This is a genomic window from Vineibacter terrae, assembly GCF_008039615.1.
Taxonomy (GTDB): domain Bacteria; phylum Pseudomonadota; class Alphaproteobacteria; order Reyranellales; family Reyranellaceae; genus Vineibacter; species Vineibacter terrae.
Map to the genome: position 1 here is coordinate 78,312 of NZ_VDUZ01000016.1, position 22,822 is coordinate 101,133.

A 22,822-nucleotide genomic window follows, 5' to 3' on the forward strand; every position below is an offset into this window, starting at 1 on the left:
ATGCCCATCGACCCTGACGTCATTCCGCCTCGGATCCTCGCCCGGATCGCTGCGGCGCTGGAGGATATCGAGACGACCCATGCCGTCGCCATCCTGTTCGCCGTCGAGTCGGGCAGCCGGGCCTGGGGCTTCCACTCCCCCGACAGCGATTTCGACGTACGCTTCGTCTACGCCCACCGGCGCGACTGGTACCTGTCGGTGCAGCCGGCGCGCGACGTGATCGAGCAGCCGATCATCGAGGGCCTCGATGTCTCGGGCTGGGACATCCGCAAGGCGCTGGCGCTGGCCTGCCGGTTCAACCCCGTCCTGCCGGAATGGCTGCGTTCGCCGGTGGTCTATCGCTGGGCTGTCGACCTGGTGGGGCCGCTGCAGCATTTCGTCGGCCTGCGGCCGGGGCCGGTGGCCGCCCGGCGCCATTATCTGGGCCTGGCGCGACGCCAATTCCTGGGCGACATCGATGGCCGCGACTCGGTGCGCCTGAAGAAATACTTCTACTCGATCCGGCCGGCGGTGGCGCTGCGCTGGCTGCATCAGCAACCTGACGATGCGCTGCCGATGGATCTGCCGGGCCTGCGGGCCGGCGCGCGGCTCGATCCCGAGGTCTCGCAGGCCATAGACCACCTGCTCGCCCTCAAGGCTCAGGCGCACGAGCTGGGCACCGGGCCGCGGGTGCCGTGCCTGGATGATTTCATCCGCGCCGAGATCGACGCGGCCGAGCGCTGGCTGGCGACACAGCCGGCGGCGGACAGGCCCGACCTGGCGGCAGCCGATGCCGCGCTGCGCGCCATCGTCGGCAATGCCGAGGCGATGATCGCCGGGCGTGGCGCGTAATTGGGCTGGGCGCGGGTCGACCTCCGGCCCTATGCTCCGGCCCTCACCCCGAGGCACGGAGACGGACATGCAGAAGCGCAAGCTTGGGCGATCGGGCATCGATGTGGCGCCGCTGGCGCTGGGCGGCAATGTGTTCGGCTGGACCGCGGACGAGGCCCGCTCCTTCGCCGTGCTCGACGGTTTCGTCGATGCCGGCTTCAACCTGATCGATACCGCCGACGTCTATTCGGTGTGGGCACCGGGCCACAAGGGCGGCGAGTCGGAGACCGTGATCGGCAACTGGCTGAAGCGTCGCGGCGGCCGCGACAAGGTCGTGATCGCCACCAAGGTCGGCATGCAGATGGCGCCCGACCGCAAGGGGCTGGCCAAGGACTATATCCTGCGCTCGGTCGAGGACTCGCTGAAGCGGCTGCAGACCGACTACATCGACCTCTACCAGTCGCATCGCGACGATCCCGACGCGCCCATGGAAGAGCGCTTCGAGGCCTATGCCCAGCTCGTGAAGCAGGGCAAAGTGCGCGCCATCGGCGCGTCGAACTACGATGCCGCGCGGCTGAAGGCGGCGCTGGAGACCAGCGCCAGGCTGGGCGCGCCGCGCTACGAGACGCTGCAGCCCCACTACAATCTCTGCGAACGCGCCTTGTTCGAGGGACCGCTGCAGGATCTGTGCGTCGCCGAGCAGATCGGCGTCATCGGTTATTATTCGCTGGCCAGCGGCTTCCTCAGCGGCAAGTACCGTGCCGACGGCGACCTTGGCCAGAGCGTGCGCGGCGCGGGCGTGAAGAAGTACCTCAACCCGCGCGGCTTCGGCATCCTGAAGGCGCTCGACGAGGTGGCGGCGCAGGTGGGCGCGACGCCGGCGCAGGTGACGCTGGCCTGGACGATGGCACGGCCGGCGGTGGCGGCGCCCATCGTCAGCGCCACCAGCACGCAGCAGCTTGCCGACATCCTCAAGGCGGCGGACGTCAAGCTGGACGCTGCCGCCATCGCGCGCCTCGACGCCGCCAGCGCGCCACAGGCCGCGGCGGCGTGATCCTGAACGCTGCTCCTCGCGCTTTCGCGCGGGGAGCAGCGTCTTATGGCAGCGCGATATAGACGGCGTCGAAGCGCTCGAGCAGCGCTGCGTCGTTGGCAAGCGCGTCGCGTACAGCCTGCAGCCCGTAGCTGCGCTTGGCCAGCGCCGCCAAGGCATTCAGGTCCCGAGCGGCCAGGATGCGGATCTCGGCTGACGCGAGCTGCCGGGTTGGGGCGTCGATCTGGTGCCAGTAGCGGCATGCCATCTCGACGCGCTGCAGGCGATAGCGCGGGTCATACGGCGCCACGGCGATTGCGCGCTGCAGCGCATCGTGGAACAGCGGTTGCCGCGGGTCGAGATCCTGCTGCGCCATCGCCAGCAGTGTCCATGCAGTAGGGTGCGCGGGCGACAACCGGACGGCGCGCTTCGCCGCATCGGAGGCTTGCATGAGGCGTTCCGTTGCCCGCTCCGGCGGGTCGGCGCGCGTTGCCTGCACCAGGCGCACGGCGGCCAGCAGGGCGGCCAGGTCGGCATCATCCTGCCATTCCAATGCGTGCTGCAGCGCTCCGGCAGTGCTCTCGAGCTGCGCGGCAGTCAGCTTGGCGCCGTCAACCTCGGCCCGTTCCGCGGTGCTGCGGGCGTCGAGCAGCTCTATGGCCGCGAACAGGCGCGGCACGGCCAGCAACAGGAGCAGCACGCCAGCCAGTACGGCGATCAGCGCGACGATCAGACGTGCCGGACGTCGTCGCTCGGGATCGAGTGCGTAGTAGCGCTCGAGCACCGGATGTGGCTTTTCTGCAGGTTCGGTCACGGCGTCCCGTGGGGACGAGGATAGCTTCATCACGCGGCGCGGTTGCTGGGTTCTCTCCCGATCGTACCCGATTGGAAGAGGTTCCCGCCATACGATGTATGCGCCGTGCGGACGACGATATCAGCCGTCGCCGTAGTAGCGCCTGTAGCCGCGGTAATAGTAGGCGCCGCTATCGGTGTAGTCGTACTGGGCATGGCGGCGCAGGTCGACCTGGCTCAGCACGATGCCCGACAGGCGCGCGCCAGCCTCGTAGACCATCTTGATGCCTGTCGTTGCCACGTCGCGCCGCGTCTTCTCCCAGCGCACCACGAAGATCGTGGTATCGGTCTGCCGCACCAGCAGCAGCGCGTCGGACACCGCCAGCACCGGCGGGCTGTCGAGCACGACCAGATCGAAAGCGTCACCCAGCTGCTGCAGCAGGCGGCGCATGCGCAGGCTGCCCAGCAGATCGGTAGGAGACGGCGGCCGCTTGCCAGCCACGACGTAGTAGAGCCCGGTCTTAGGCTCGACCTGCACCAGATCCTCCAGGTCGCGCTGTCCGGACAGGAATTCGGCGAGGCCGGCGTCATTCTCGACCGCCAGGTTCTTGTGCAGCGACGGCTGGCGCATGTCGCAGTCGATGATCAGCGTGCGCGCGCCCGAGGCAGCCGAGGCGGCAGCGAGCGACAGCGCCGTGGTGGTCTTGCCCTCGCCCGGCACCGAGGACGTGACCACGACCGTGCGTTGCGGGTGGTCGGCGCTGCTGAGCGCGATGCCGGTGCGGATCGTGCGCAGCGCCTCCGAGAACGCCGAGTTCGGCTTGTCCACGACATTGAGCCACGGCTTGTGGCCGCGTCGCAGCCGGCCGGCCGATTGGTAAGGCACCATGCCCAGCGCCGCGACTCCGGTCTGCTGCTCGAGCTGATGCACCGAGCGGAAACCGGAGTCCATGAGCTCGATGCCGATCGACAGGCCGACGCCCAGGGCCAGCGAGGCCATGAAGGCCATCAGCACGATCAGCTCCTTGCGCGGCGCGATCGGAAAGACGGGTGCCGTCGCCTCGTTGATCTGCTTGGCGTCGCCCTTCTTGTCGACGCTGGCCAGCACATTGACTTCCTGCAGGCGGGTCAGCAGGGTCGAGTAGAGCTGCTTGGCGGTATCGAGCTCGGTCTGCAGCGCCCGCAATTGCGCCGAGCCTTCAGTCTGCCGCTTTAGCTCGCGCTCCAGCCGATCGACCTCCGCCTTCAGCTTGTTGGCGTTCTCGCGCGCCGCCTTGGCTTCGGCCTGCAGGTTGGTGGCGCTGCGCTGACGTTCCTCGTTCAACCGAGCGCGGACGGCGGCCAGACGCTTCGCCGCCTTCATGTATTCGGGATGGCCCGGCGCGGCATAGGACGCGACAGCCTGGAACTCCTTCTCGGCGCTCGCCACGTCGGCCAGCAGGCCGCTGCCTGCTCCGTCCGCCGAGACACCCTGCTTGACGCCCAGCTCGCGCTGCGTCGCCACCTGCTCGGCGGCGAGCAGCTGCGCCCGCACGTCGGCCAGCGTCTTGGTCAGGGACGAGGCGTCGCTGGTGTCGTACATGGCGTTGTCGGCCCGGAACTTCGCGAGGTTCCGCTCGGCCTCGACCACCTTGGCTCGGGCGTCGTCGATACGGCCGCTGAGGAACTTCATCATCTCCAGCGGCCCTTCGGACTTCTCCTTTTTCTGGTCGTCGATGTAGGTGCGGATCGCCTGATTGACCGAGGCGGCGGCGATATGGGGGTCGGCCGCGCGGAAACGCACCGTCAGCACGAGCGAGTTCGGGTTGGTCTGGGTCGAGAGCCCGCCCAGCCAGGCGTCGGCGATCTGGGCGACAAGCCTTTCGCGTGCTTCCGGCGTCATCGCCGCCAGGCGACGTTCCACCTCGTCGGGGGAGACCTGTGGCTTGGCCGGCGCATCGCTCAGCCGCAGGATCTGCAGCACCGGCTGAAAGATCGCGCGCAGGCGGCTTTGCTCGGGAGGCGCCAGCTCCGGATTGTAGAGCGGGCTCTTGTCCAGTCCCAGGGCCAGGACGGTCTGGCGCGCCAGCCGTTCGCCGCGCAGCTTCGACGCCTCGGTCTCCATGACCCGGTAGTCGATCGGCTGCTGCGTCGAGTCCATGCTGGGTCGCATGATGTCGCGGCTTTGGGGCTCGACGACCATGTCAGCCTGTGCCTGGTAGACGGGCGCCAGCTGATTGGCCACAAGCCACGCGATCGTGGTGCCGACCAGGGCCAGGCCCCCGATCAGCAACTTGTGCCGTCGCAGCGTCCCGAGGATCTGGCGAGCCGAAATCCCCGAACCACCGTCGTCGCCACCGCCGCCACCGGGCGGTGCCGGCAGTGGCTGTGGCGTCTCGGCAGGCAGATTGTTGTACCCAGTCTGCAAACGGCTGACGTTGGCCATCGCCCTTCCTTGCGCACGCACGCATAGAGGCGGCCCATCAGACCGCACGCCCTGGACTTTGAAAAATGATTGCTAAATTACTCTCGCGGAATGGAAATTGGAACCGAATTATACTTCATGTGTACCCAACGATACCGACAACATCTTGTGTTCGGCTGTTCAACAGCCACATATCATTGAAATACGCACGCACATTCTATTCTGTTTCCTCCACTCTGGAGTGGATTTCCTGCGTTCCTCAAAACCCTGCAGCGTACTGACAATTTGGCAAATGAGTGTTCACACGTCAACTTGCATTTGGTGACGGACGAACTTTAATTGCCCTGTGCGTGCAAGCTGTCAGAGAAGCTGCGCGTGATGCCGGCGGTGAAGAAGGCCAGGACCGAGCGCTCGCCGACACGCAGATCGACCTTGGCGGGCATTCCCGGAAGGAGGTGGTGGCGGCGTGGACCGCTGCCTGGCGGCTCAGGCGGGATGGTGATTCGCACGATGAGTGCAAAATCAGGGTGATATGGCGTTCTGGCCGTAGGGGAGGTATCCGGTGCGATGCCCACCACCCGGCCTTTGATCGTGCCGTGGCGGATCGGGTGAAGCGTGACGATGGCGTCCTGGCCCATGGCAACGGCGCCGATATCGTCGCTGGCGACGCGGGCCTCGATCTCGAAGTGTCCGTCGCCGGCAGCGGCGCGAACCACGCCTGGAATCGTCACCACGTCCTCGATCTGCGCGATCTGCATCCAGCCGACGGCGGCAGCGACCAGAAGCGCCAGGGTATAGATCAGCCAGGTCGCATAGGGCGAGTGCCGCCGCTGGGCGATTGCTTCGGCATCCGGCAGGAAATCCGCGAACCTGGCGCTGGCACCGGGCAGGCGGCCTTCGGCGAGCGCCCGCGTCAGCGCCGCCTCTGTCGGCGTCGGCTTCGCCGTCACCTTGGCTGCCGTGAGATCGGTCATGCTGCCGCTCCGCTCAGGCCGGGCTCAGGGGCGCGTCGACGCCGAGGCCGGCGAATGCCACGGGCGGCGCTTTCTGCCCTCGGCTGGCCTCGGCCATGCGAAGACGGGCATAGGCCATCACCTCCGTCGGCGGGCCGAAGCGCTCGATGCGGCCGTCGATCATCAGCGCCACCTTGTCGGCAATAGCCAGCGGCGCCAGCCGGTGTGTGATGATGATGATCGTCCGGCCACGCGCGTTGGCACGCAACGTCCGCAGGATCTGCTCCTCGCTTGCCGGGTCCAGCGCGCTGGTCGCCTCGTCGAGCACGATCACGCGCGGGTTGCGGATCAATGCCCGGGCGATGCAGAGCAGCTGCTTCTGCCCCGCCGAGAGGCCGCCGCCGCGCTCGCCAAGGACCGTGTTGTAGCCATGCGTGAGGCGCTGGATGAAATGATGCGCGCCCACGAATTTGGCGACGGCGACAATGCGGGCTGTGTCCTTGTCGGCGGCGCCCATGGCGATGTTCTCGCGCACTGTGCCGGCGAAGAGCTGAACCTCTTGCGGGACGCAACCGATCTGCGCCCGCAGCTGCGCCGGCGACACATGGGCGATATCGGTGCCATCCATCAGGACGCGGCCCGAGGTCGGCGCATAGAGGCCCTGGATGAGGTTGGCGACCGTGGTCTTGCCGGAGCCGGATGGCCCGATGATGCCGACGATCGAGCCGGCTTCGATATGCAGGTCGATGTCGCGCACGACGGGCGCGGCGGTGTCGTCATAGCGAAAGGACGCGCGCTCCAGCGCGACCTCGCCCTCGATCGGCGGCATGGGAACGAAGCCGCCGGGGCGGCTTTCGGTCGGCATGCGCATCATGTCGTCGACATGCGCCAGCGCCGCTCGCACGGACTGGACCGTGTGCCAGGCGCTCGCCACCTGGCGCATCGGCGTCAGGGCGCGGCCCGCCAGCATGTTGACGGCGACCAGGCCACCGATCGACAGCCGCTGCCCGAGCAGCTCCCAGACGCCGAGCAGGACCACCCCGAGCAGTACGAACAGCTGCAGCACGCCGGTCGCCGAGGCCACCACGTTGGCGAGGTTGTTGGCGCGGAAGCCCGTCCAGGCTGACTGAGCCACGCGCGCGCCCCAGCGCCGCTCCATCTCCGCTTCCAAGCCCAGCGCCTTGATCGTGCCGGCGTTGCTCACGGTCTCGTTGAGCGCCGAGCCCTTGGCCGCCAGGGCGTGGAAGCTGTCGTCTATATGGCGCTTCTGGGCACGGTGGGTGAGCAGCGAGATGCCGGCAAAGAGCGGCAGCATCGCGATCACGAAAACGCCGACCGGCCAGCAGATCAGGCAGAGGAGCCCGAGATAGAGTCCGGCGAAGCTCAGGTCGATGATGAGCGACGGCATCTGGCCGGTGAAGAAGGCACGCAGCGTGTCGAGCTGCCGCAGGCGCTCGGCGATGACGCCCGACGGTGTGCGCTCGAAATGCCGATAAGGCAGGTGGATGAGATGGCGGACCACCTCGCTCGACAGCAGCGCGTCGATGCGCGCGCCGGTATGGCTCGACACGTAGCCGCGCAGGATCCGCAGGGCGAGATCAAACAGATAGGCGATGGCCATGCCGCCCGCGAGCACCGCCAGTGTCGCCCCCATCGCCTCGGGCCGGCCTTGGACGACGACGTGGTTGAAGACCGCCATCATGAAAAGCGGCGTCGCCAGCGCCAGGGTGTTGATCACGAAAGAGGCGGCCAGCAGCTCGCCCAGCACCCGCCTGACGCGGCTCCGCAACTGGTCCTTCCAGTCGATCTCCTCGGCCGGGCGCTGTTTGCGCACAAGGATCGCCGTGCCCCCGAGCGCCCCGAGGTCGTCGGCCGAGGCCGCCCGGACGATGCCGGTCGCGACGTCAACCACCGAGAACGCGCCGCCCTCCCGGCCCGCGACGACGTGCGCCGGCCGGCCGTCGCGGCCGACCAGCACGAACGGTGTCGGCAGTCCGGGCAAGCTGGCGATCGTCGCGCGAGTCTGCATCGCGTGGAACCCGGCACGGGCGCAGGCGAGGAGGAAAAGGCCCTCGTCCATTCCCGTGTCGACGATGGGCACCAGGGCGCGCAGCTCGGCTTCGGTCATCGGATGGCCAAGCAGCTCGGCGATGCGAAGAAAGCATCGCGCCAGCGTGTCGGTCGAGCGCGACGGCGCGGCGACCGACGGATCGGTCAGGAGCGCGGGACCCATGGCCGCCCGTGCAGCTGCCAAGCTATCGGAATCTTCCAAAATCGGGCTGTCGAGAGCCATCCGCCCGGAACCTGCTCATGTCGTCGGCGTGCCGGTGTAGACGAAATAAATCGCATCGCGTCTGCGGCGGCGCACCGCTCGGATTCTGTCGATCTTGATTATTGTGCATAAATACTATTTCTTTACAATATCTTATAATATATTCTTGAACCTGCCTGAGCGGATATCGGATCGCAGTTTGAGCGAAAATCCAGAATCCCTCGTCAATTGGACCGAACTTGCAGTGATTCGGCTATGAATTCGCCGTATGTTCCCGCATGTCGCGCACGACATGAGAAATGAGATACTTTTTCGGTATCGAAAATGTTATAAAAATTAGGTAGGTTTGTGCATCTACCAGAAAACACTGTATTTTGCAGGACGCGCTATCATGCTGTTCACGCGCTTCGTTCCTGCCCTCGCCGGCCTGGTCCTTGGTGTGGGCGCTCTGACATCAGCCTTTGCGGCCCCGCCGCAGCTCGGGGGCTCCCGAAGCGTCGAACCGACGGTGCTGGTGGCACAGGCCAACGATCTTGCCGACGCGATCGCCCGCAACGAAGGTGACTGGCGCAACCGGGTTCGGAGCTATTTGCAGGCTGCCTATCCGGACCGCGTTGCCACGACCGACCGTGCCATCCAGCTCCTGAAGTCGGTCAACAGCAAGTGCTTGGCCTCCCGCACCTGCCCGCCCAACGTGCTCAACGAAATCGCCCTTATTTCAAAGGGTTCGGTCTGTGCAGCCTACATCATCGACTCGGTCTGCGTGCGCCGGTTCACGGTGCCGCGCGGAGCGCAGGCGTTTGACTTCGGGCCGAGCGGCCAGCCGGTCTATCCCGGCATGCGGGCAGTCAGCCCGGGAGATCCGCGGATCACGGGCAGCAGCCTGACGGGAGTCCGCTACAACGACGCCTATCCGGCCTCCGGCGATTCGATCATCGGCGTGACGGGCTTCAAGACCCCGATGCCGGAGGGCAAGTACCGTGTGGTGCTGGTCAGCGGCAAGCGGCCGCTGGCCCAGGCGGTGTCGACACCGTTCGGACGGACGATCCAGGCGAACGGCCGCAGCATCGAGGTGATGGTGGCCGGGCCGGATCGCTGGCTGCCGCGCGGCGCGCTGGCCAACGGGTCGCCCGAGCAGGTGTTCGCGCCCAACAACGTGCTGCCGGGCAGCGCCGCGGCGATCGTGTTCGATATCGACCACCGCGGCGGGGATCTGCTGCTGCAGTTCCCGCAATCGGCTGAGGTCGGCGCGCTGATGATCGAGCCGGCCGGCCAGCCGTCCGGGTTCGTGCTTGATTCGACGGCCCAGTCGATGGGACCGGTTTCCAATAGCGGGTGTCTGGAGCAGGAGTCCCGGATCGACCGGGCCCTGGCCGAGCTGCCACAGGATCAGCCGCCGGGCGTGCGGAACTGCCCGGGTGGCCTGTGCCAGCCGCCGCCGCCGCCGTGCCAGGGCGCCTGTCAACCGCTGAGCCGCAGCTAGGCTCGTCATTCTTCGGGGCGTTCAAGTGCGTATTTCATCGACCTTCAGGGCCGGACGATCCTTCGCGGTCTTCCTGGCTGTTTGCGGCGGCATGGCTGGTGCTCTCGATAGCCTGCCCGCTTCAGCCCAGTACTCGGTGCCGGCGACGACGCCGACGCCACCCCGTCGCCCGGCTGCCGCTCCGGCGCCGGACGACCTGTCGGCCCGCGACGCCTCTGTCCTGCGGCGTCCGCGCGCCGACCCGCCCGATGGCGTGCCCATCGGCAGCTTCGTGCTCTTCCCTCGTATCGAGGTCGATGGCGAGTACGACGACAACGTGTTCCGCACGCGCAACAACCGGGAGAGCGATTTCATCTTCCGGGTGCGGCCGGGCCTGACGCTGAGCAGCGATTGGGATCAGCACGGACTTGATCTCTACGCCCTGGGTGAGATCGGGCGATACGCCGATCTATCGAGCGAGAACTACGAGGCTTTTACCGTCGGTGGTCGTGGCCGGGTCGATCTCACCGACGAGCTGATATGGACGACCTACGGCGAGTTTTCACGCAACGCGCTATCGCGCGGCGCTCCCGCGCTGTTCGCTCTGCCGAGCGCCGAGCGGACGATCGTCAACGTCATCACCGGCGGCACGGATCTGACCTACAACGGCGATCCGTTCTACGGCCGCATCGGTCCGCGCTTTCGCCGCTTCGATTACGTGCAAGGCGGTTCGAGCCAAGACAACTTCAATGTCTTCGACATCAGCGGCCGTATCGGCTATCGCATCACGCCTGAGTTCTCGGTTTTCGTGGACCCGAGCTATGAGTGGGTTCGCTACGACAAGCGGTCTTTCGGCATCGATCAGGACAACGAGGGCTTCGACGTTCGGCTCGGTGTGTCCTATGACGTGACCCGGACCATTACAGCCGAGTTCGGCGGCGGTTACTATCGCCGCACCTATGACGACCCCAACACCAAGCCCCAATCCGGCTTCTCGTTCCTGGGCAGGCTGTATTGGAACCCGCTTGACAACGTGTCGATCGAAGCCGAGGCGCGGCGCTCATTCTCGCAGTACCGCACGAACCTCAGCAATGCTGTCGCAGTGGGCAACGCCATCGAGACCTATTTCGGTATCCGTGCCGGGTGGGAGCCCTTCGATCCGCTGCTGATCGACGGCGGTGTCGCATACGCGCAATATCGCTACCCCGGTCAGGGCTTCAAGGAAGATTACTGGTTCGTCGACATTGGCGCGAAGTACTTCATCAACAGGAACTTCTACCTCGGGCCGCGATATTTCTTCGAGCATCGCACCGCGCGGCCGAGCGCGGGCAACTATAACGACAACCGCTTCCTGTTCACGATCGGCGCGCAGCTGTAAGAGGCATGGGGCGGACAATTCATAGTATGGCAGGTTTGGCATGATGAATGTGTTTCAGCCTTGTCGGCGAGGTGGCCGTGCCGCTTCTCTCCTCGTGCTCGTCGGTGCGCTGGGGCTGGCCGCGTGTGAAGGCGGCACGACCAGCACCGGCGTGCCGTGCCCGACCGCCAAGGCGCCGGTCGGCGGCCTCGACTACAAGCTGGGCGTCGGCGACAGGGTCAAGGTCACCGTCATCGGCCAGCCGGAGCTGGGGAGCGAAGCCGAGGTTGACGCCGGCGGCAAGCTCGTGATCGCCCTTGCCGGCGAGGTGCTGGCCGTCAACCATACAGTGTCCGAGATCCAGGCTGAGATCACGCAGAAGCTGAAGTCCAATATCCTGGTCGATCCGCGTGTGTCGGTGCAGGTGTCGGGCTATCGCCCGGTGACGGTGCTTGGCCAGGTCCGCCAGCCGGGCCGCTATCCGTACTCGTTCGGCCTTGATGTTCGGGGCGCCACGGCGCTCGCCGGCGGCCTGGAGCGGCGTGCCAGCCCGGAGCGGTCGGTCATCTTCCGCCCCGGGCAGTCCTGCGACGCCAAGCCGGATACGCCGCTGTTCCCCGGCGACACTGTCGAGGTGCTGCGGCGCGGCGGCTGACCATCGCCTGATCGAGCAAGCGTCCTGAAGGGCCGGTCCAACGGACCGGCCCTTTTCATTGGGGCTTGCCCCTGTGGTCCCACCCGGTTTTCCCCGGTCGTTTTTGACAGGCACCGACAAGGGTCGGCTATGGTTGATTCGCCATGAAGCCATCGGCAGCCATTGCCATGATGCGGCAGCCAGAACGTCTATGGGCCATCCCTGCCGTGCATGGGCTGGTGCATCGGCTGCTGCCCGTGGCGGACGCGATCGCAGCCCGGCTCGAGCCCGGCGATGCCGTGGTCTTCCTGGGCAATCTGATCGGCGATGTCGGTGGCGACGAGGCCGCCGATGTGGCGGCAACGCTGGATTTGGCGCTGGCCCTGCGCCGGCGCACGCTGGCTTTGCCAGGCGCCCGTGCCTGCGATGTCGCCTTCCTGCGCGGCACGCAGGAGGAAATGTGGACCAAGCTGGAACAGCTGCATTTCGCGCAGAATCCGGGCCAGGTTCTACGCTGGATGCTGCAGCGTGGGCTGGCGGGGACGATCGCGGCCTATGGCGGCGCTGGCGCGGTCAGCGAGGGGGAGCGTGCCGTGCGCGACGGTCCCATGGCAATCGCACGCTGGACCACCACCTTGCGGCGAGCGCTGCGGGCCCGGCCCGGCCATGTCGAGTGGCTGGCCGCGATTCGGCGGGCCGCGCTGAGCGAGGACGGTCGCCTGCTGGCGGTGCACCACGGTGTCGACACGACCAAGCCGCTCGACCTGCAGGGTGATTCCTTCTGGTGGGGCGGCAGCACGGCGTTCGAGGCCATCGCCGAGCCGTATAATGGCATCGAGCGCTTCGTTCGCGGCTTCGACAGGAACCATCCCGGCGTGGTCGACCAGGCTTTCACCCTGACCATCGACGCGGGCTGCGGCTTCGGCGGCCCGTTGCTGGCGGCGCTGCTGGACGCGCGTGGGCAGCTGCTCGACCTCGTGGAGGGCTGATCGGGCTCGCGCCCGAAGGCGCGCGGCTGCGCGCTTATATGTCCAGTCGCTTGAACAGTGGTTCGGGTATCGCCTTCACGGCCCACATGATCCAGCGCCAGGCCGCCGGGCTGTACACGACGCTCCGGCGGCGCTGGGCTGCGCGCCAGCAATCATCGGCCACGCGCTCGACGGTGACGACTCCTCGCAGGCCCGTGCGGGTGAATGTCATGGCGCTGTCGAAAGGCCCCGCCTTCACCAGCGTCACCGAGACGCCGGCCCGGTGCAGACGTGAGCGGCAGCCCGATGCCAGCGCGTGCAAGCCCGCCTTGCTGGCGCCGTAGACATAGTTGCGGCGGCGCCCGCGATCCCCAGCGACCGATCCGACGATCACCACCCGGGCGCCGCGCCGGCTTTCCAGCACCGGCAGCAGATGCAGCAGGATGGCGGCGGCGCCTGCCAGGTTGGCGTTCAGTGTCGCCGCTGCCAGTCCCGGATCGTGCTCCATCTCGCGCTGCGCCGGCATGGTGGCGAAGGCGAGCATCACATTGGGGCGCTTCTCGCCTGCGAGCCGGGTGGCGACGGCGCCATGCGTTTCCGGCGCCGTCGCGTCGAAAGCAATGACATCGACATCGGCCGCGAAGCGTGTGCGCAGATCGGCGGCGGCGTCCGCCAGGTCCGCCGTGTCGCGCCCGGCCAGCAGCAGGCGGGCGCCCTTGTCGGCGGCGCGGCGTGCGAAGGCACGCGCCAGCGCCGCGGATGCGCCCAGGACCAGCCAGGTATCGGCGTCAGCGGCCACGAGCCTACACGATGTAGTCACGCAGCCGCAGTCGGCGTGCGAGATCCGACTGCAAGCGCATATCCGGGTCGATGTCGGCAAGCACGGCGCGGAACTCCGCCAGCCGTGGATACATCGCGGCAAAGCCGTGATCCGTGAGATGCGCGTCGCTGGCCAGGAAGACCCGGCCGCCGCGATCCAACGTCTCGCGCTCCAGCCGATGCATGAGGTTCGCCTCGACAACACTGATCGGCAGGTCGAGCACCAGGGCGATTCCCGTCCGCGCGAAGCTCAGCATGCCGCGCCCGTCCTTGCCGATCGCCTGGACGGCGGCGCCGGCGGCGCCGCCGGCGCGTCGCGCGATGTCCAGCAGGCGCCGGATCGCTGCTGCGACGCCGTCGCGCGGCAGCACGCAATGCAGGCGCACCGTGCCGTGCTGTGCCAGTCGTGATGCCGGCGCAACGCCGTGCTGGCGCAGAAAACGGTCGATGGCCATGGTGCTGGTACGGCCGTGTCGTGCCCGCCGGTACTGGCGTTCGCTGCGGACGCGCAGCGCCAGACGCGGCGGCAGAAGCATGTCTGCGAGCCCGCCGGAGGGCCGCGACCGATGGCGGGCCGGCGACCATGCGCGGCCACCGCCGGATGCAATGTCGGCTGTCTCGAGCACGCCGCGCTCCTGCGCCGTGCCCGGCGCCCGCATGTCGATCCAGGCTGCGGCGTAGGCATGCGCCTGCGCGCCGGCGGTGAGCTGGTCGAGCAGCATGTCGAGCGAGCCGATCGCCTGACGGCGCAGGGTGACGTCGGTCGATGTGATCGGCGCCATGCGGATCGCAGCCCTTGCGATGAGGCCCGTGAGCCCCATGCCGCCGATGGTCGCTGCGAACAGGGCCGGCTCCTCCTGCGGCGAGACGCGCCGCAGGCCACCGCGTGGCGTGATCAGGTCGAGCCAGATCACGTGGTCGCCGAACGAGCCGGCACGCATGTGGTTCGTACCATGCGCGTCGGCGGCGATGGCGCCGCCCAGCGTGGCGCCAAGGCTGCCGGGATAGACAGCCGGCATGTGCCGGCGGGGCAGGAAGGTACGCAGGATGTCACCGATCGTGACACCGGCCTCGGCGACCAGCATGTGCTCGTCCGGGTCGAATGACAGCATGCGATCCAGCCGCACGGTCAGCGCTACGGCGCCGCCGTCGTTGAGCGCGGCATCGCCCAGGCCTTGGCCGCTGCCGCGCGCGATGAGGCTGCGGCCCTCGGGGGCCGGCATTGCCGACAGCAGGCGTGAGGGCCTGTCCGGCCGGCACACGATCTGGGTCGCCGCCGAACGGCAGGTGGAATCCGAAAAGCGCAGCTGCGCCCAGCCACCCGGTGGCGCATTGATATCAGCGTCTTCGTCACGTGCTGTGACGGTGGTCATGGCCGCAGTATGCCACAGCCGCCACCAGCCCCAATGCTTGCGTTCCTGGCGCGGCTGTCATCGCGGCGGCACGGATTGCGCCTGGGCCCCGGCCGCTGCCTCGCCGATATCCTCATAGAGGGTGCGTGCTTCGCTGGCGGGGCCGCGTCGCGTGCCTGGAGCCAGCACGCGCACAACCCGTACCTGGGGGCCTAGCGTGAATGTCAGGACCATCCCCGGCGCCACCAGCGCATGCGCCTTGTCCGTGGGGCGGCCGTCGATGCGGAACGGCGTGCCGGCGACGGCGCGCGCCGCCGCGCTGCGCGACCGGAAGAAACGCGCATGCCACAGCCATTTGTCGAGGCGGATGGAACCGCCACCGGGCTGCGGCGTCGCCGCGGTCACTGCTTGCCCAGCTTCAACTCAAGCAGCTTGGCAAACGGTGAATCCGCGGCCGGGCGGTCGCCCTTCTTCTCGGTGGTCGCGACAAGGCGGACTTCCGGGCCCGACTCGCGGTCGCGATCGCGGCGTGGGCCGAAGCGCCGCTCGCCCTGCGGGCCGCCGAACTTGCCGCCGCCTTCGGGGCGGTCACGGCGTTCCTCGCGCGGACCACGGTCGCGCCGCGGTGGCCGCCGATCCTCACCCGCCGGCGCTGCCGCGTCAGCGGCCGGCGGCGGGCCGTCCTGCGGCGCTGGCCCGTCGTGGCGCCGTTCGCGGCGCGGGCGACGGCCATCGCGTCCTTCCGCTGGTCCCTGCTCGCCGTGGCGCCGACGCTTCCACTCCGGCGGCGGGCCGCGGCGGTCGTGGCCGCGCTGCTCGTCGCGCTCGCGCTGGAAGCGCGGCCGTATCGAGAAGGTCGTCGGGCCCTCCGCATCCTCCGGCGGCTGGTGCACGCGATAGCCCAGCGCCCGCAAGATCACGGTCATCTCCGCTTCGCCGCAGCCGATCAGCGACAGCATCTCCGGTGTGACCCGGAAATGGCCGGGCGGCAGGGTCGGCCGTTCCGGCGTCAAGATGGTGGCTCCTGACGCCGCCTTCGGCGCCTCAGCCAGCGTCCAGACGCGGCTGGCCGAGGAGAAGGTCTCGGCCACAGGAATGGCACCGCCGGTCTCCGGCGAGCCACGCGTCCAGATCGGCGGCGGCGCGGCCGGCGCAGCGGTCTCGGCCGGCGGTTCAGCGGGCGTCGCGCCGGCAGCGCCACCGCTCGGCGTGTCGGCCGTCGGCTCGACCGCCTCGCCCAGCGCGGCGGCGGCGATCATCCATTCCGTGACAACGCCATCCGACGATGTCGCGCCGGCGGTGGCCGGCGCAGCGGGCGGAGGCGCCTTCGATCCTTCCTGCCAGGCGCGGTGCGCATCGCGCGAGGCGCGGACGGCATTGCGCGCGACCCATGCCAGGCGCTCGACCATGTCGGCGCGGATGGCGCGATCGCCCATCGGCAGGTAGCCGACCGCGGCCAGGAAGTCGCGGTCCATGTCCGGGGTGACGACGATCGATGTCCGCCCCTCGGCGGGAAGCGGCGGGATCGATTCCTTGCCCCTGAAGATCGTCCACAGCAGCGCCCGGGTGCGGATCGCACCCGGCTTCAGCATGGTGGGGATGAAGACGGTGTAGACCCCCAGCCGGATGCCGGCGCGCGCCAGCGCCTTGCGGTCGGCATCGGTCATCGCCGCGATCTGCTCTTCCAGCGGTGCGCGTGCCATCGCGCCCAGCGCCTCGCCGAGCTGGAACACCACGCCGCGCGCGGCGCCGGAAAGCTCCGCTTCGCGCGCCGCCATCAGGTCGGGCAGCGATTTGCGGATGCTGGCCTCGATCCAGTCGGCGCAGCGCTTGCGCACCGCTTCGCGCGCCGGCCCGTCCAGCAGGTCGCTGCTGAGCGGCTCGACCTTGGGCGACAGCGGATCAGGGCCCGGCAGCAGGCGGGCGATCGCGCCGCCGCCCCATGTCAGGCGCAGCTTGTCGTCGATGCCGATCGCGGCATCCGGCGAGTTCGCGAACTTCTCGAGCCGCGCCGGCAATTCCTGGCGCAGCGCGCGCAAGGCGGCCGACAGCACGGTCCGCTGGTCGGCTTCGTCACGCGCGGTCTCAGGTGCGAAACGGAAGCCTTCGATACGACCCAGCCGCTCGCCCTCGACCGTGACTTCGCCCGTTTCCGAGACGCCAGTCATCAATTCCTCCGGCAACTTCAGTTTCCTTACCAGCAAGGCGGTACGCCGGTCCACAAACCGTTGCGTCAGCCGCTGGTGCAATGCGTCGGACAGCCGGTCCTCGATGGCCCGTGTCCGCTCCTGCCAATGGGCCGTGCGCTCCAGCCAGCCGCTCCGATGCGATATATAGGTCCATGTCCGCGTGTGCGCGATGCGGCTCATCAAGGTATCGATATCACCGTCGTAGCGCTCCAGGCGCTTGATGTGGCCGTCGACCCAATCTTCGGGCAGCCGCTCGAGCGGCGATGTCAGATAGCGGAAGAGCTGGGCGAGCAGCGCCGTGTGCTCCTCGCTCATGGTCTTGCGAAAGTCGGGGACCTGGCAGATGTCCCACAGCAGCCGCACGCGCTGATGGCTTCTTGCCGCGTCGGCGATCTCGGCGCGCTGCATCAGCGCCGCGAGCGCGAGCTGATCGTCCGCTTCGCGCGCGCGCTGCAGGCCGGGCAGCGATGGCGGCGCATTCAACGAGTCGATGAGCGCCGCGATCGAACGGAAATCGAGATCGGCACTGCGCCATTGGATGGCCCGCACGGGATCGAACCGGTGCCGCTCGATCGCCTCGACCTGCTCCTGGGAAAGCGGGCTGGCATCGGCCGTGGTGCCGAACGTGCCATCGGTCATGTGCCGCCCGGCACGTCCGGCGATCTGCGCCAGCTCCTCGTTGCGCAACGGCCGGATGCCGCGGCCGTCAAACTTGTGCACGCCTGCAAACCAGACATGCGCCACGTCCATGTTGAGGCCCATGCCGATGGCGTCGGTGGCGACCAGGTAGTCGACCTCGCCGTTCTGGAACATCTCGACCTGGGCGTTGCGCGTGCGCGGGCTGAGCGCGCCCATCACCACCGCCGCGCCGCCGCGCTGGCGGCGCACCAGCTCGGCCAGCGCATAGACCTCGCTGGCGGAGAAGCCGACGATCGCCGAGCGTGCCGGCAGGCGCGTCACCTTCTTGCTGCCGCCGTAGCTCAGCGTCGAGAAGCGCGGGCGGGCGATGATCTCGATATCCGGAAACAGGCGCTGTAGCAGCGGCCGCATGGTATCGGCGCCCAGCAGCATGGTCTCGTCGAGGCCCCGCGCGCGCAGCAGGCGGTCGGTGAAGATGTGCCCGCGCTCGGGATCGGCGCACATCTGGATCTCGTCCACGGCCAGGAACCGCACGGGCCGCTCCAGCGGCATCGATTCCACCGTGCAGATGTAATAGCGGGCGTTGGGCGGCTGGATCTTCTCCTCGCCGGTGACCAGGGCGACGGCGCCGGCACCGGCCCGGCGCACGGCGCGATCGTAGTTCTCGCGCGCCAGCAGGCGCAGCGGGAAGCCGATCATGCCCGACTCGTGGCCGAGCAGCCGTTCCATCGCCAGATGGGTCTTGCCGGTGTTGGTCGGCCCGAGCACGGCCAGCAGGCGGCGCTCCGACGGCGCGGACGCGTTCATGGCGCACGATTCCGCGCCGCGGCGGGAAAGGCAAGTGCCGTGCGTGCCCTGCGGGGTGCCGGATGTGCGTCAAAACCGCCGTACAGAATTGCCGTTCCGCCGCGCAAGGCGGGCGGGCCGGGACCCTCTCTGCCGCGCGCCCCGAAGAATCAGGCGCCCCGGGACCCGCTGCGGCTCATCCGCCGGTTGCCACACTGTCCATGAACGCCGCCAGCTTCACGTCCAGTTCCGTAAGTCCGCCGGCGTCGTGTGTCGACAGTGTGACCTCCACCCGGTTGTAGACGTTGAGCCACTCGGGATGATGATCCATCTTCTCGGCCATCAGCGCGGCGCGCGTCATGAAGGCGAAGGCGGCGTTGAAGTCCGCGAAGCGATAGGCCTTGGTGATCGCGTCGCGGCCCTCGACGTCGCGCCAGCCGCTGAGGCCGGCCAGCGCCTGGGTTCTTTGCGCGCCAGTGAGTTTGGTTGGCATGCGAAATCCTCCTCTTGACAGATGAACCGCTGGTCGTTGCACCATCCGACCATCCATGGACCCACGTCCCTTGTGCGTCGTGCGTGCCGGGTCTAGGAGTCGAGCATGGCTTCATTTCGCGACGATACGCCACCGCGCGAGTTCACCTCCGCGCCGACGCTCGAAGAGATCGAACAGATCGCCGCCGAGGCTTTGGCATCGATTCCGCCCGAGTTCCGCCGCCACACGGGCAACGTCCGGATCCATATCGAGGAGTTCCCCACCGAAGAGATCGAGAAGGCGATGGAGCTGGAAAGCCCGTTCGATCTCCTCGGGCTCTATCAGGGCGTGTCGATGGCCGAGAAAAGCACGGCCCATGTCGCCAACGACATCGACCGCGTGTTCCTCTATCGCCGTCCGATCCTCGATTACTGGATCGAATCGGGCGAGGACCTGGCGCATTTGGTGCGCCACGTGCTGATCCATGAGATCGGCCATCATTTCGGCCTCAGCGACGAGGACATGGAAGCCATCGAGGCGCAGGCCGAGGCGCGCGCCGCGCAGGGCTGATCGTGCGTCAGGCTGACAGGCTGCGCGACAGGCGCGCCTCGCGTCGTGCCTTCACGAAGGCGGCGGCCTCCTCCCAGGGCTGCAGCGTCCACCACGACCGGGCCCGGCCCGATGGCGAGGACAGCACGAAATAGGTGATCACGGACAGGACCGGATCGTCCAGCGCGTCGACGATGGCCTGGCCCTGCCGGCCGTAGGCAAGCGTTTTGGCACCGAAGAAGAGGGCGCCGGCGTTCTTGCTGGTGAACGCGACCGCGGCCGGCCGGAAGCGGCGCAGCTTGGCGCGCAGCGCATCGCGGTCCATCGCCAGCGGCGAGAGCTCGTGGTCGCTGCCGTACTCCGTCTTGTTGAGGTCGGTCAGTCCGATGCCGTGGCGCAGCACCTCGGCGTAGCGTTTGGGCGCCAGCAGCTCCGGCAGCACGCCGACCGTGTGCAGGGTACGCCAGAAGCTGTTGCCCGGGTTGGCATAGTAGGCGCGCTCGCGGTACGAGACCGGGCTTGGCGCCGTGCCGCAAAACACCAGATCCAGGTCCGGCGCCAGCACATCGGGCACCAGCGCCTCGCGGTGTCGTTGGGCATGGGCATCTCGGCGGCACATCGTGGTTCGCTCACTCGACAAGCGCGGCTCATGCCGCGGCTCTCGCCGGTCTTCGGCGCCGGCTCAGGCTGCCCGAACATCGGTCTTGGAGAAATCGTCGCCCTTGTACAGCAGCGGCTGCTGAGTCAGCGCCGCAAGGGCGTAGGCGAAGCAGTCACCGAAATTGAGGCCGGCAGGGTGGCGTCCCTTGCCGTAGCGGCGCCAAGCCCGTCGGGCCTGATCGGCGTGCTCGGCCTCCACGGCGACGATCTCGACATCGGCCTTGTGGAGCCACAGATCGAGCTCGCTGCCTCCAGGTTCGCCGAGACGCGTTTCGATCACCATGGCGGCCTCGAGGACGGTAGCGGCAGATATCAGGCGGATCGGATCGTCGGCGATGCGCTGCTCGAAAGCGGCGGCCTCGGGTTCATTGAATGCGATCGCGATGATCGCCGAGGTATCGATCACCATCAGCGAGGAAGTCCATTGTCGTCATAGCCGATGATGTCGTCGGCCGGGCGTGCATCGAGAACGGGCAAGGCGCTCCAGCGGCGTCGGCTGGCCGCGAGATCCTCCAGCAGCGCCGCCTTGCGCACGGCAGATCCGACACGGCGCAACCGCTCCTCCAGCGCGCGCCGAGTCGCCACCGTGATGGATTCACCGGTGCGCTCCGCCAGGGTCCGAGCCAGCCGCTCGGTCTCGGGATCCTTGATGCTCAGCGCCATGGAGGTTCCTGGTTCCTGATTATATATATTCTATATAGGTGATGTGACTATGCGTCAAAGCTCGGGTGTCGATGCCTGGAAAGGGTCGTCGAATGCATCAGGATGCTCGTGAAACGCTACCGGTCGAACCGGGCGGAGGGCTGTCCGACACGCGGCTCGTGTGCTTCTTCTGCGGCGCGGTCCGGGCGCCCGATCTCCATCCCGTCTGCCGGGCCTGCGGCGGCACGATGATCGCCCGCACGTCGTGGCCGGGGCGCTTGCCGGCCGGTCGTCGGTTCTGGGAGTTCGCCGATCTTCTTCCGGTATCGCGCCATCGCGTCAGCCTGGGCGAGGGCGGAACGCCGTTGCTGAAGCTCGACCGCCTGTTCCCGGACGACGAGGTCTATGCCAAGGCGGAATGGACCAATGCCACCGGCTCGTTCAAGGATCGCGGGTCCGCCGTCGCCATGTCGGCCGCGATGTCGCTGGGCGCCAAGGGCATCATCTGCGCGTCCACGGGCAACAACGCGGCTTCCGTCAGCGCCTTTGCGGCCCGCGCCGGCCTGCCCTGCATCGTGGCGCTGCCGAAGGGCACGCCGGCCAACAAGATCATCCAGGCCAAGGCGCATGGCGCGATCGTGCTCGAGGTAGCCGGCGACTTCAGCGATGCCTACCGCGAGGCGGAGCGGATCCAGCGCGCGGTCCCGGGATGGGCCAATCTCACGTCGACGTACGTCAACGCCTATATGACGGCGGCGCACGCAACGATCCTGTATGAACTCCACGCGGAAATCGGCGCGGTGGGAACCGTGATCGTGCCGATCGGCGCTGGCCCCATGCTCGATGGCATCATGCAGGGCGCCCAGACGCTGCATGAGCACGGGTATCTGGAGCGGCTGCCGCGGCCGGTCGGGGTGCAGGCGTCGGGCTGCGCGCCAATCGCGGCTGCGTTCGCGCGAGGCCTGGACGTTGTTGCGGCATGGGCCGCGCCGGTATCCGGCATCGCCGGCTCTATCAACGATCCCCTGCGCGGCTACCCAGATGACGGGACGCGAACCTTGCGGATCATGCGGTCGGCCGGCGGGCATGCCGTCGCCGTCACCGACGCGCAGATCGAGCGCGCGATGCTCGACCTTGGCCGCTGCGAGGGGATCGCGGCGGAGCCCGCCGCCGCGACCCCGCTGGCCGCACTGCGTGACCTGGCGGACAAGGACCTGCCGCGTCCGATCGTGCTCGTGATCTCAGGGCACGCTCTCAAGGATCCAGCGGCGCAGCCCGGCGCTTCGGGGCAGAGCCTCGATGTCGAAGCCGGGGCGGCGCCTGCCGCCATCGTATCGGCGGCTCTTCGGCAGTTCGCGCAGCGGATGCTATGACCGGCGTGCCGCCGGCCGGCCGGCAAGATGTGGCTTCAGCAGCGCCGCCAGAGGATGCTCGCCCGTCCAGTGGATCGCATGCCATCCGGTGGCGCGGGCAGCGCGCACGTTCTCGATCGTGTCGTCGACGAGGACAAGATTCCGGGGCGCGAGGCCGACCCGCGCCGTGACGCAACGGAAGAAATCGGGCGACGGCTTGCGGTAGCCGAGGGCCGCCGAGTAGTGGAAGCCGTCGATATGATCGGCCAGGCCGACCTTTTCCATCAGGTGCTGCGCCCGCATATGCTCCTGGTTGGTGGCGAGGTGGACAGCCATCCCTGCCGCACGGAAGCCCGCCAGGTCGCGCAGGAGCGCGTCATCCAGCCGTGAATCCTGCTCGAACCAGTAGGCGGTCAGCTGCTGCGGCGTCAGATGCGGCGCAATCTCCTTCAGCACGAGCGGCAGATGATCGAGCAGGCCGGCGCGGCCCAGAACGATATCGTCCCAATGCGGCGCGAAGAACCGGCGTTGCAGGTCGTCCGGGCGCAGGCCGAGATCAGCCTCCAGCCGCGTCGACCAGGGCCGGCCGTCGTCGGGACGTCCGCGCACGAGCACGCCGTCGACATCCATCATGAGCGCCCGGATCAATCTTCTCTCCCGTGAAGGTCCGTCCGCCG

21 protein-coding genes are annotated in these 22,822 nt (G+C 68.0%); 8 read left to right on the plus strand and 13 right to left on the minus strand.

Annotation, left to right across the window (positions count from 1 at the left end; all coding sequences use genetic code 11):
• Both FHP25_RS15650 and FHP25_RS15655 read left to right on the plus strand, forming a co-directional pair.
• On the plus strand, positions 1–831 hold the full coding sequence (locus FHP25_RS15650) for a nucleotidyltransferase domain-containing protein (RefSeq protein ID WP_147847881.1): 831 nt from the start codon (positions 1–3) through the stop codon (positions 829–831).
• 67 nt (positions 832–898) lie between these two features.
• The gene (locus FHP25_RS15655) at positions 899–1,864 is read left to right on the plus strand and encodes an aldo/keto reductase (RefSeq protein WP_147847882.1); all 966 of its coding nucleotides are present in this window, start codon (positions 899–901) and stop codon (positions 1,862–1,864) included.
• A gap of 43 nt (positions 1,865–1,907) precedes the next feature.
• Here the strand turns inward: FHP25_RS15655 and FHP25_RS15660 are convergent, their stop codons facing one another.
• The 4 genes from FHP25_RS15660 to FHP25_RS15675 form a co-directional block, all read right to left on the minus strand.
• Complete coding sequence (locus tag FHP25_RS15660; RefSeq protein ID WP_147847883.1) at positions 1,908–2,657, minus strand: hypothetical protein; 750 nt, start codon at positions 2,655–2,657, stop codon at positions 1,908–1,910.
• 120 nt (positions 2,658–2,777) lie between these two features.
• A complete protein-coding gene (locus FHP25_RS15665; RefSeq protein WP_147847884.1) occupies positions 2,778–5,060 on the minus strand; it encodes a GumC family protein in 2,283 nt (760 codons plus the stop codon).
• A 314-nt stretch (positions 5,061–5,374) separates the two neighbouring features.
• On the minus strand, positions 5,375–6,013 hold the full coding sequence (locus FHP25_RS15670; protein WP_147847885.1) for an HlyD family efflux transporter periplasmic adaptor subunit: 639 nt from the start codon (positions 6,011–6,013) through the stop codon (positions 5,375–5,377).
• A 13-nt stretch (positions 6,014–6,026) separates the two neighbouring features.
• On the minus strand, positions 6,027–8,225 hold the full coding sequence (locus FHP25_RS15675; protein ID WP_147847886.1) for a peptidase domain-containing ABC transporter: 2,199 nt from the start codon (positions 8,223–8,225) through the stop codon (positions 6,027–6,029).
• Positions 8,226–8,655: 430 nt separating this feature from the next.
• On the opposite strand from FHP25_RS15675, the gene FHP25_RS15680 reads away from it, so the two are divergent.
• The 4 genes from FHP25_RS15680 (at position 8,656) to FHP25_RS15695 (ending at position 12,706) form a co-directional block, all read left to right on the plus strand.
• Positions 8,656–9,747: a hypothetical protein gene (locus FHP25_RS15680; protein ID WP_147847887.1), complete on the plus strand. Its 1,092-nt coding sequence runs from the start codon at positions 8,656–8,658 to the stop codon at positions 9,745–9,747.
• 25 nt (positions 9,748–9,772) lie between these two features.
• Complete coding sequence (locus tag FHP25_RS15685; RefSeq protein ID WP_178133554.1) at positions 9,773–11,104, plus strand: outer membrane beta-barrel protein; 1,332 nt, start codon at positions 9,773–9,775, stop codon at positions 11,102–11,104.
• A 40-nt stretch (positions 11,105–11,144) separates the two neighbouring features.
• Entirely contained in the window at positions 11,145–11,738 is a 594-nt protein-coding gene (locus FHP25_RS15690; RefSeq protein WP_147847889.1) for a polysaccharide biosynthesis/export family protein, read from the plus strand.
• A gap of 143 nt (positions 11,739–11,881) precedes the next feature.
• Positions 11,882–12,706, plus strand: a complete 825-nt coding sequence (locus FHP25_RS15695; RefSeq protein ID WP_147847890.1) for a hypothetical protein — start codon at positions 11,882–11,884, stop codon at positions 12,704–12,706.
• Between the two features lie 34 nt (positions 12,707–12,740).
• On the opposite strand, the gene FHP25_RS15700 is transcribed toward FHP25_RS15695, so the two are convergent.
• From FHP25_RS15700 to FHP25_RS15720, 5 genes are all read right to left on the minus strand, one after another.
• Positions 12,741–13,484, minus strand: coding sequence for an SDR family NAD(P)-dependent oxidoreductase (locus FHP25_RS15700; RefSeq protein WP_178133555.1), 744 nt, complete (start codon positions 13,482–13,484; stop codon positions 12,741–12,743).
• A 4-nt stretch (positions 13,485–13,488) separates the two neighbouring features.
• Positions 13,489–14,877: an FAD-binding oxidoreductase gene (locus FHP25_RS15705; protein WP_147847892.1), complete on the minus strand. Its 1,389-nt coding sequence runs from the start codon at positions 14,875–14,877 to the stop codon at positions 13,489–13,491.
• A gap of 57 nt (positions 14,878–14,934) precedes the next feature.
• Positions 14,935–15,261 (minus strand): S4 domain-containing protein, encoded by a 327-nt coding sequence (locus tag FHP25_RS15710; RefSeq protein ID WP_147847893.1) that lies wholly within the window; start codon positions 15,259–15,261, stop codon positions 14,935–14,937.
• Positions 15,258–18,491 carry a helicase-related protein gene (locus FHP25_RS15715; protein WP_147847894.1) on the minus strand — a complete coding sequence of 1,078 codons (3,234 nt, stop codon included), beginning with the start codon at positions 18,489–18,491 and terminating at the stop codon, positions 15,258–15,260. The genes FHP25_RS15710 and FHP25_RS15715 overlap by 4 nt, the downstream gene beginning before the upstream one ends.
• Positions 18,492–18,666: 175 nt before the next feature.
• The gene (locus tag FHP25_RS15720; protein ID WP_147847895.1) at positions 18,667–18,963 is read right to left on the minus strand and encodes a 4a-hydroxytetrahydrobiopterin dehydratase; all 297 of its coding nucleotides are present in this window, start codon (positions 18,961–18,963) and stop codon (positions 18,667–18,669) included.
• A 105-nt stretch (positions 18,964–19,068) separates the two neighbouring features.
• Here FHP25_RS15720 and FHP25_RS15725 point away from each other — a divergent pair, with 105 nt between their 5' ends.
• Positions 19,069–19,512 carry a metallopeptidase family protein gene (locus FHP25_RS15725; protein WP_147847896.1) on the plus strand — a complete coding sequence of 148 codons (444 nt, stop codon included), beginning with the start codon at positions 19,069–19,071 and terminating at the stop codon, positions 19,510–19,512.
• A 7-nt stretch (positions 19,513–19,519) separates the two neighbouring features.
• Here FHP25_RS15725 and FHP25_RS15730 read toward each other — a convergent pair whose 3' ends face one another.
• From FHP25_RS15730 to FHP25_RS15740, 3 genes are read right to left on the minus strand one after another with little or no spacing between them, the layout of a single operon-like run.
• Positions 19,520–20,131, minus strand: coding sequence for a mismatch-specific DNA-glycosylase (locus tag FHP25_RS15730; RefSeq protein WP_231712341.1), 612 nt, complete (start codon positions 20,129–20,131; stop codon positions 19,520–19,522).
• 42 nt (positions 20,132–20,173) lie between these two features.
• Positions 20,174–20,560 (minus strand): type II toxin-antitoxin system VapC family toxin, encoded by a 387-nt coding sequence (locus tag FHP25_RS15735; RefSeq protein WP_147847897.1) that lies wholly within the window; start codon positions 20,558–20,560, stop codon positions 20,174–20,176.
• Positions 20,560–20,814 carry a type II toxin-antitoxin system VapB family antitoxin gene (locus FHP25_RS15740; protein ID WP_147847898.1) on the minus strand — a complete coding sequence of 85 codons (255 nt, stop codon included), beginning with the start codon at positions 20,812–20,814 and terminating at the stop codon, positions 20,560–20,562. The genes FHP25_RS15735 and FHP25_RS15740 overlap by 1 nt, the downstream gene beginning before the upstream one ends.
• 71 nt (positions 20,815–20,885) lie before the next feature.
• Here FHP25_RS15740 and FHP25_RS15745 point away from each other — a divergent pair, with 71 nt between their 5' ends.
• Complete coding sequence (locus FHP25_RS15745) at positions 20,886–22,166, plus strand: pyridoxal-phosphate dependent enzyme (protein WP_147847899.1); 1,281 nt, start codon at positions 20,886–20,888, stop codon at positions 22,164–22,166.
• On the opposite strand, the gene FHP25_RS15750 is transcribed toward FHP25_RS15745, so the two are convergent.
• The gene (locus tag FHP25_RS15750; RefSeq protein ID WP_147847945.1) at positions 22,161–22,790 is read right to left on the minus strand and encodes an HAD-IA family hydrolase; all 630 of its coding nucleotides are present in this window, start codon (positions 22,788–22,790) and stop codon (positions 22,161–22,163) included. The genes FHP25_RS15745 and FHP25_RS15750 overlap by 6 nt on opposite strands.
• Between the last annotated feature and the right edge of the window lie 32 nt (positions 22,791–22,822).

Excerpts from the sequence above, each read along its gene's own strand:
- FHP25_RS15650 (WP_147847881.1), top strand. The coding sequence starts at position 1 with ATGCCCATCGACCCTGACGTCATTCCGCCTCGGATCCTCGCCCGGATC.
- FHP25_RS15655 (WP_147847882.1), top strand. The coding sequence starts at position 899 with ATGCAGAAGCGCAAGCTTGGGCGATCGGGCATCGATGTGGCGCCGCTG.
- FHP25_RS15665 (WP_147847884.1), bottom strand. The coding sequence starts at position 5,060 with ATGGCCAACGTCAGCCGTTTGCAGACTGGGTACAACAATCTGCCTGCC.
- FHP25_RS15670 (WP_147847885.1), bottom strand. The coding sequence starts at position 6,013 with ATGACCGATCTCACGGCAGCCAAGGTGACGGCGAAGCCGACGCCGACA.
- FHP25_RS15675 (WP_147847886.1), bottom strand. The coding sequence starts at position 8,225 with ATGGGTCCCGCGCTCCTGACCGATCCGTCGGTCGCCGCGCCGTCGCGC.
- FHP25_RS15680 (WP_147847887.1), top strand. The coding sequence starts at position 8,656 with ATGCTGTTCACGCGCTTCGTTCCTGCCCTCGCCGGCCTGGTCCTTGGT.
- FHP25_RS15690 (WP_147847889.1), top strand. The coding sequence starts at position 11,145 with ATGATGAATGTGTTTCAGCCTTGTCGGCGAGGTGGCCGTGCCGCTTCT.
- FHP25_RS15695 (WP_147847890.1), top strand. The coding sequence starts at position 11,882 with ATGAAGCCATCGGCAGCCATTGCCATGATGCGGCAGCCAGAACGTCTA.
- FHP25_RS15705 (WP_147847892.1), bottom strand. The coding sequence starts at position 14,877 with ATGACCACCGTCACAGCACGTGACGAAGACGCTGATATCAATGCGCCA.
- FHP25_RS15715 (WP_147847894.1), bottom strand. The coding sequence starts at position 18,491 with ATGAACGCGTCCGCGCCGTCGGAGCGCCGCCTGCTGGCCGTGCTCGGG.
- FHP25_RS15720 (WP_147847895.1), bottom strand. The coding sequence starts at position 18,963 with ATGCCAACCAAACTCACTGGCGCGCAAAGAACCCAGGCGCTGGCCGGC.
- FHP25_RS15725 (WP_147847896.1), top strand. The coding sequence starts at position 19,069 with ATGGCTTCATTTCGCGACGATACGCCACCGCGCGAGTTCACCTCCGCG.
- FHP25_RS15735 (WP_147847897.1), bottom strand. The coding sequence starts at position 20,560 with ATGGTGATCGATACCTCGGCGATCATCGCGATCGCATTCAATGAACCC.
- FHP25_RS15740 (WP_147847898.1), bottom strand. The coding sequence starts at position 20,814 with ATGGCGCTGAGCATCAAGGATCCCGAGACCGAGCGGCTGGCTCGGACC.
- FHP25_RS15745 (WP_147847899.1), top strand. The coding sequence starts at position 20,886 with ATGCCTGGAAAGGGTCGTCGAATGCATCAGGATGCTCGTGAAACGCTA.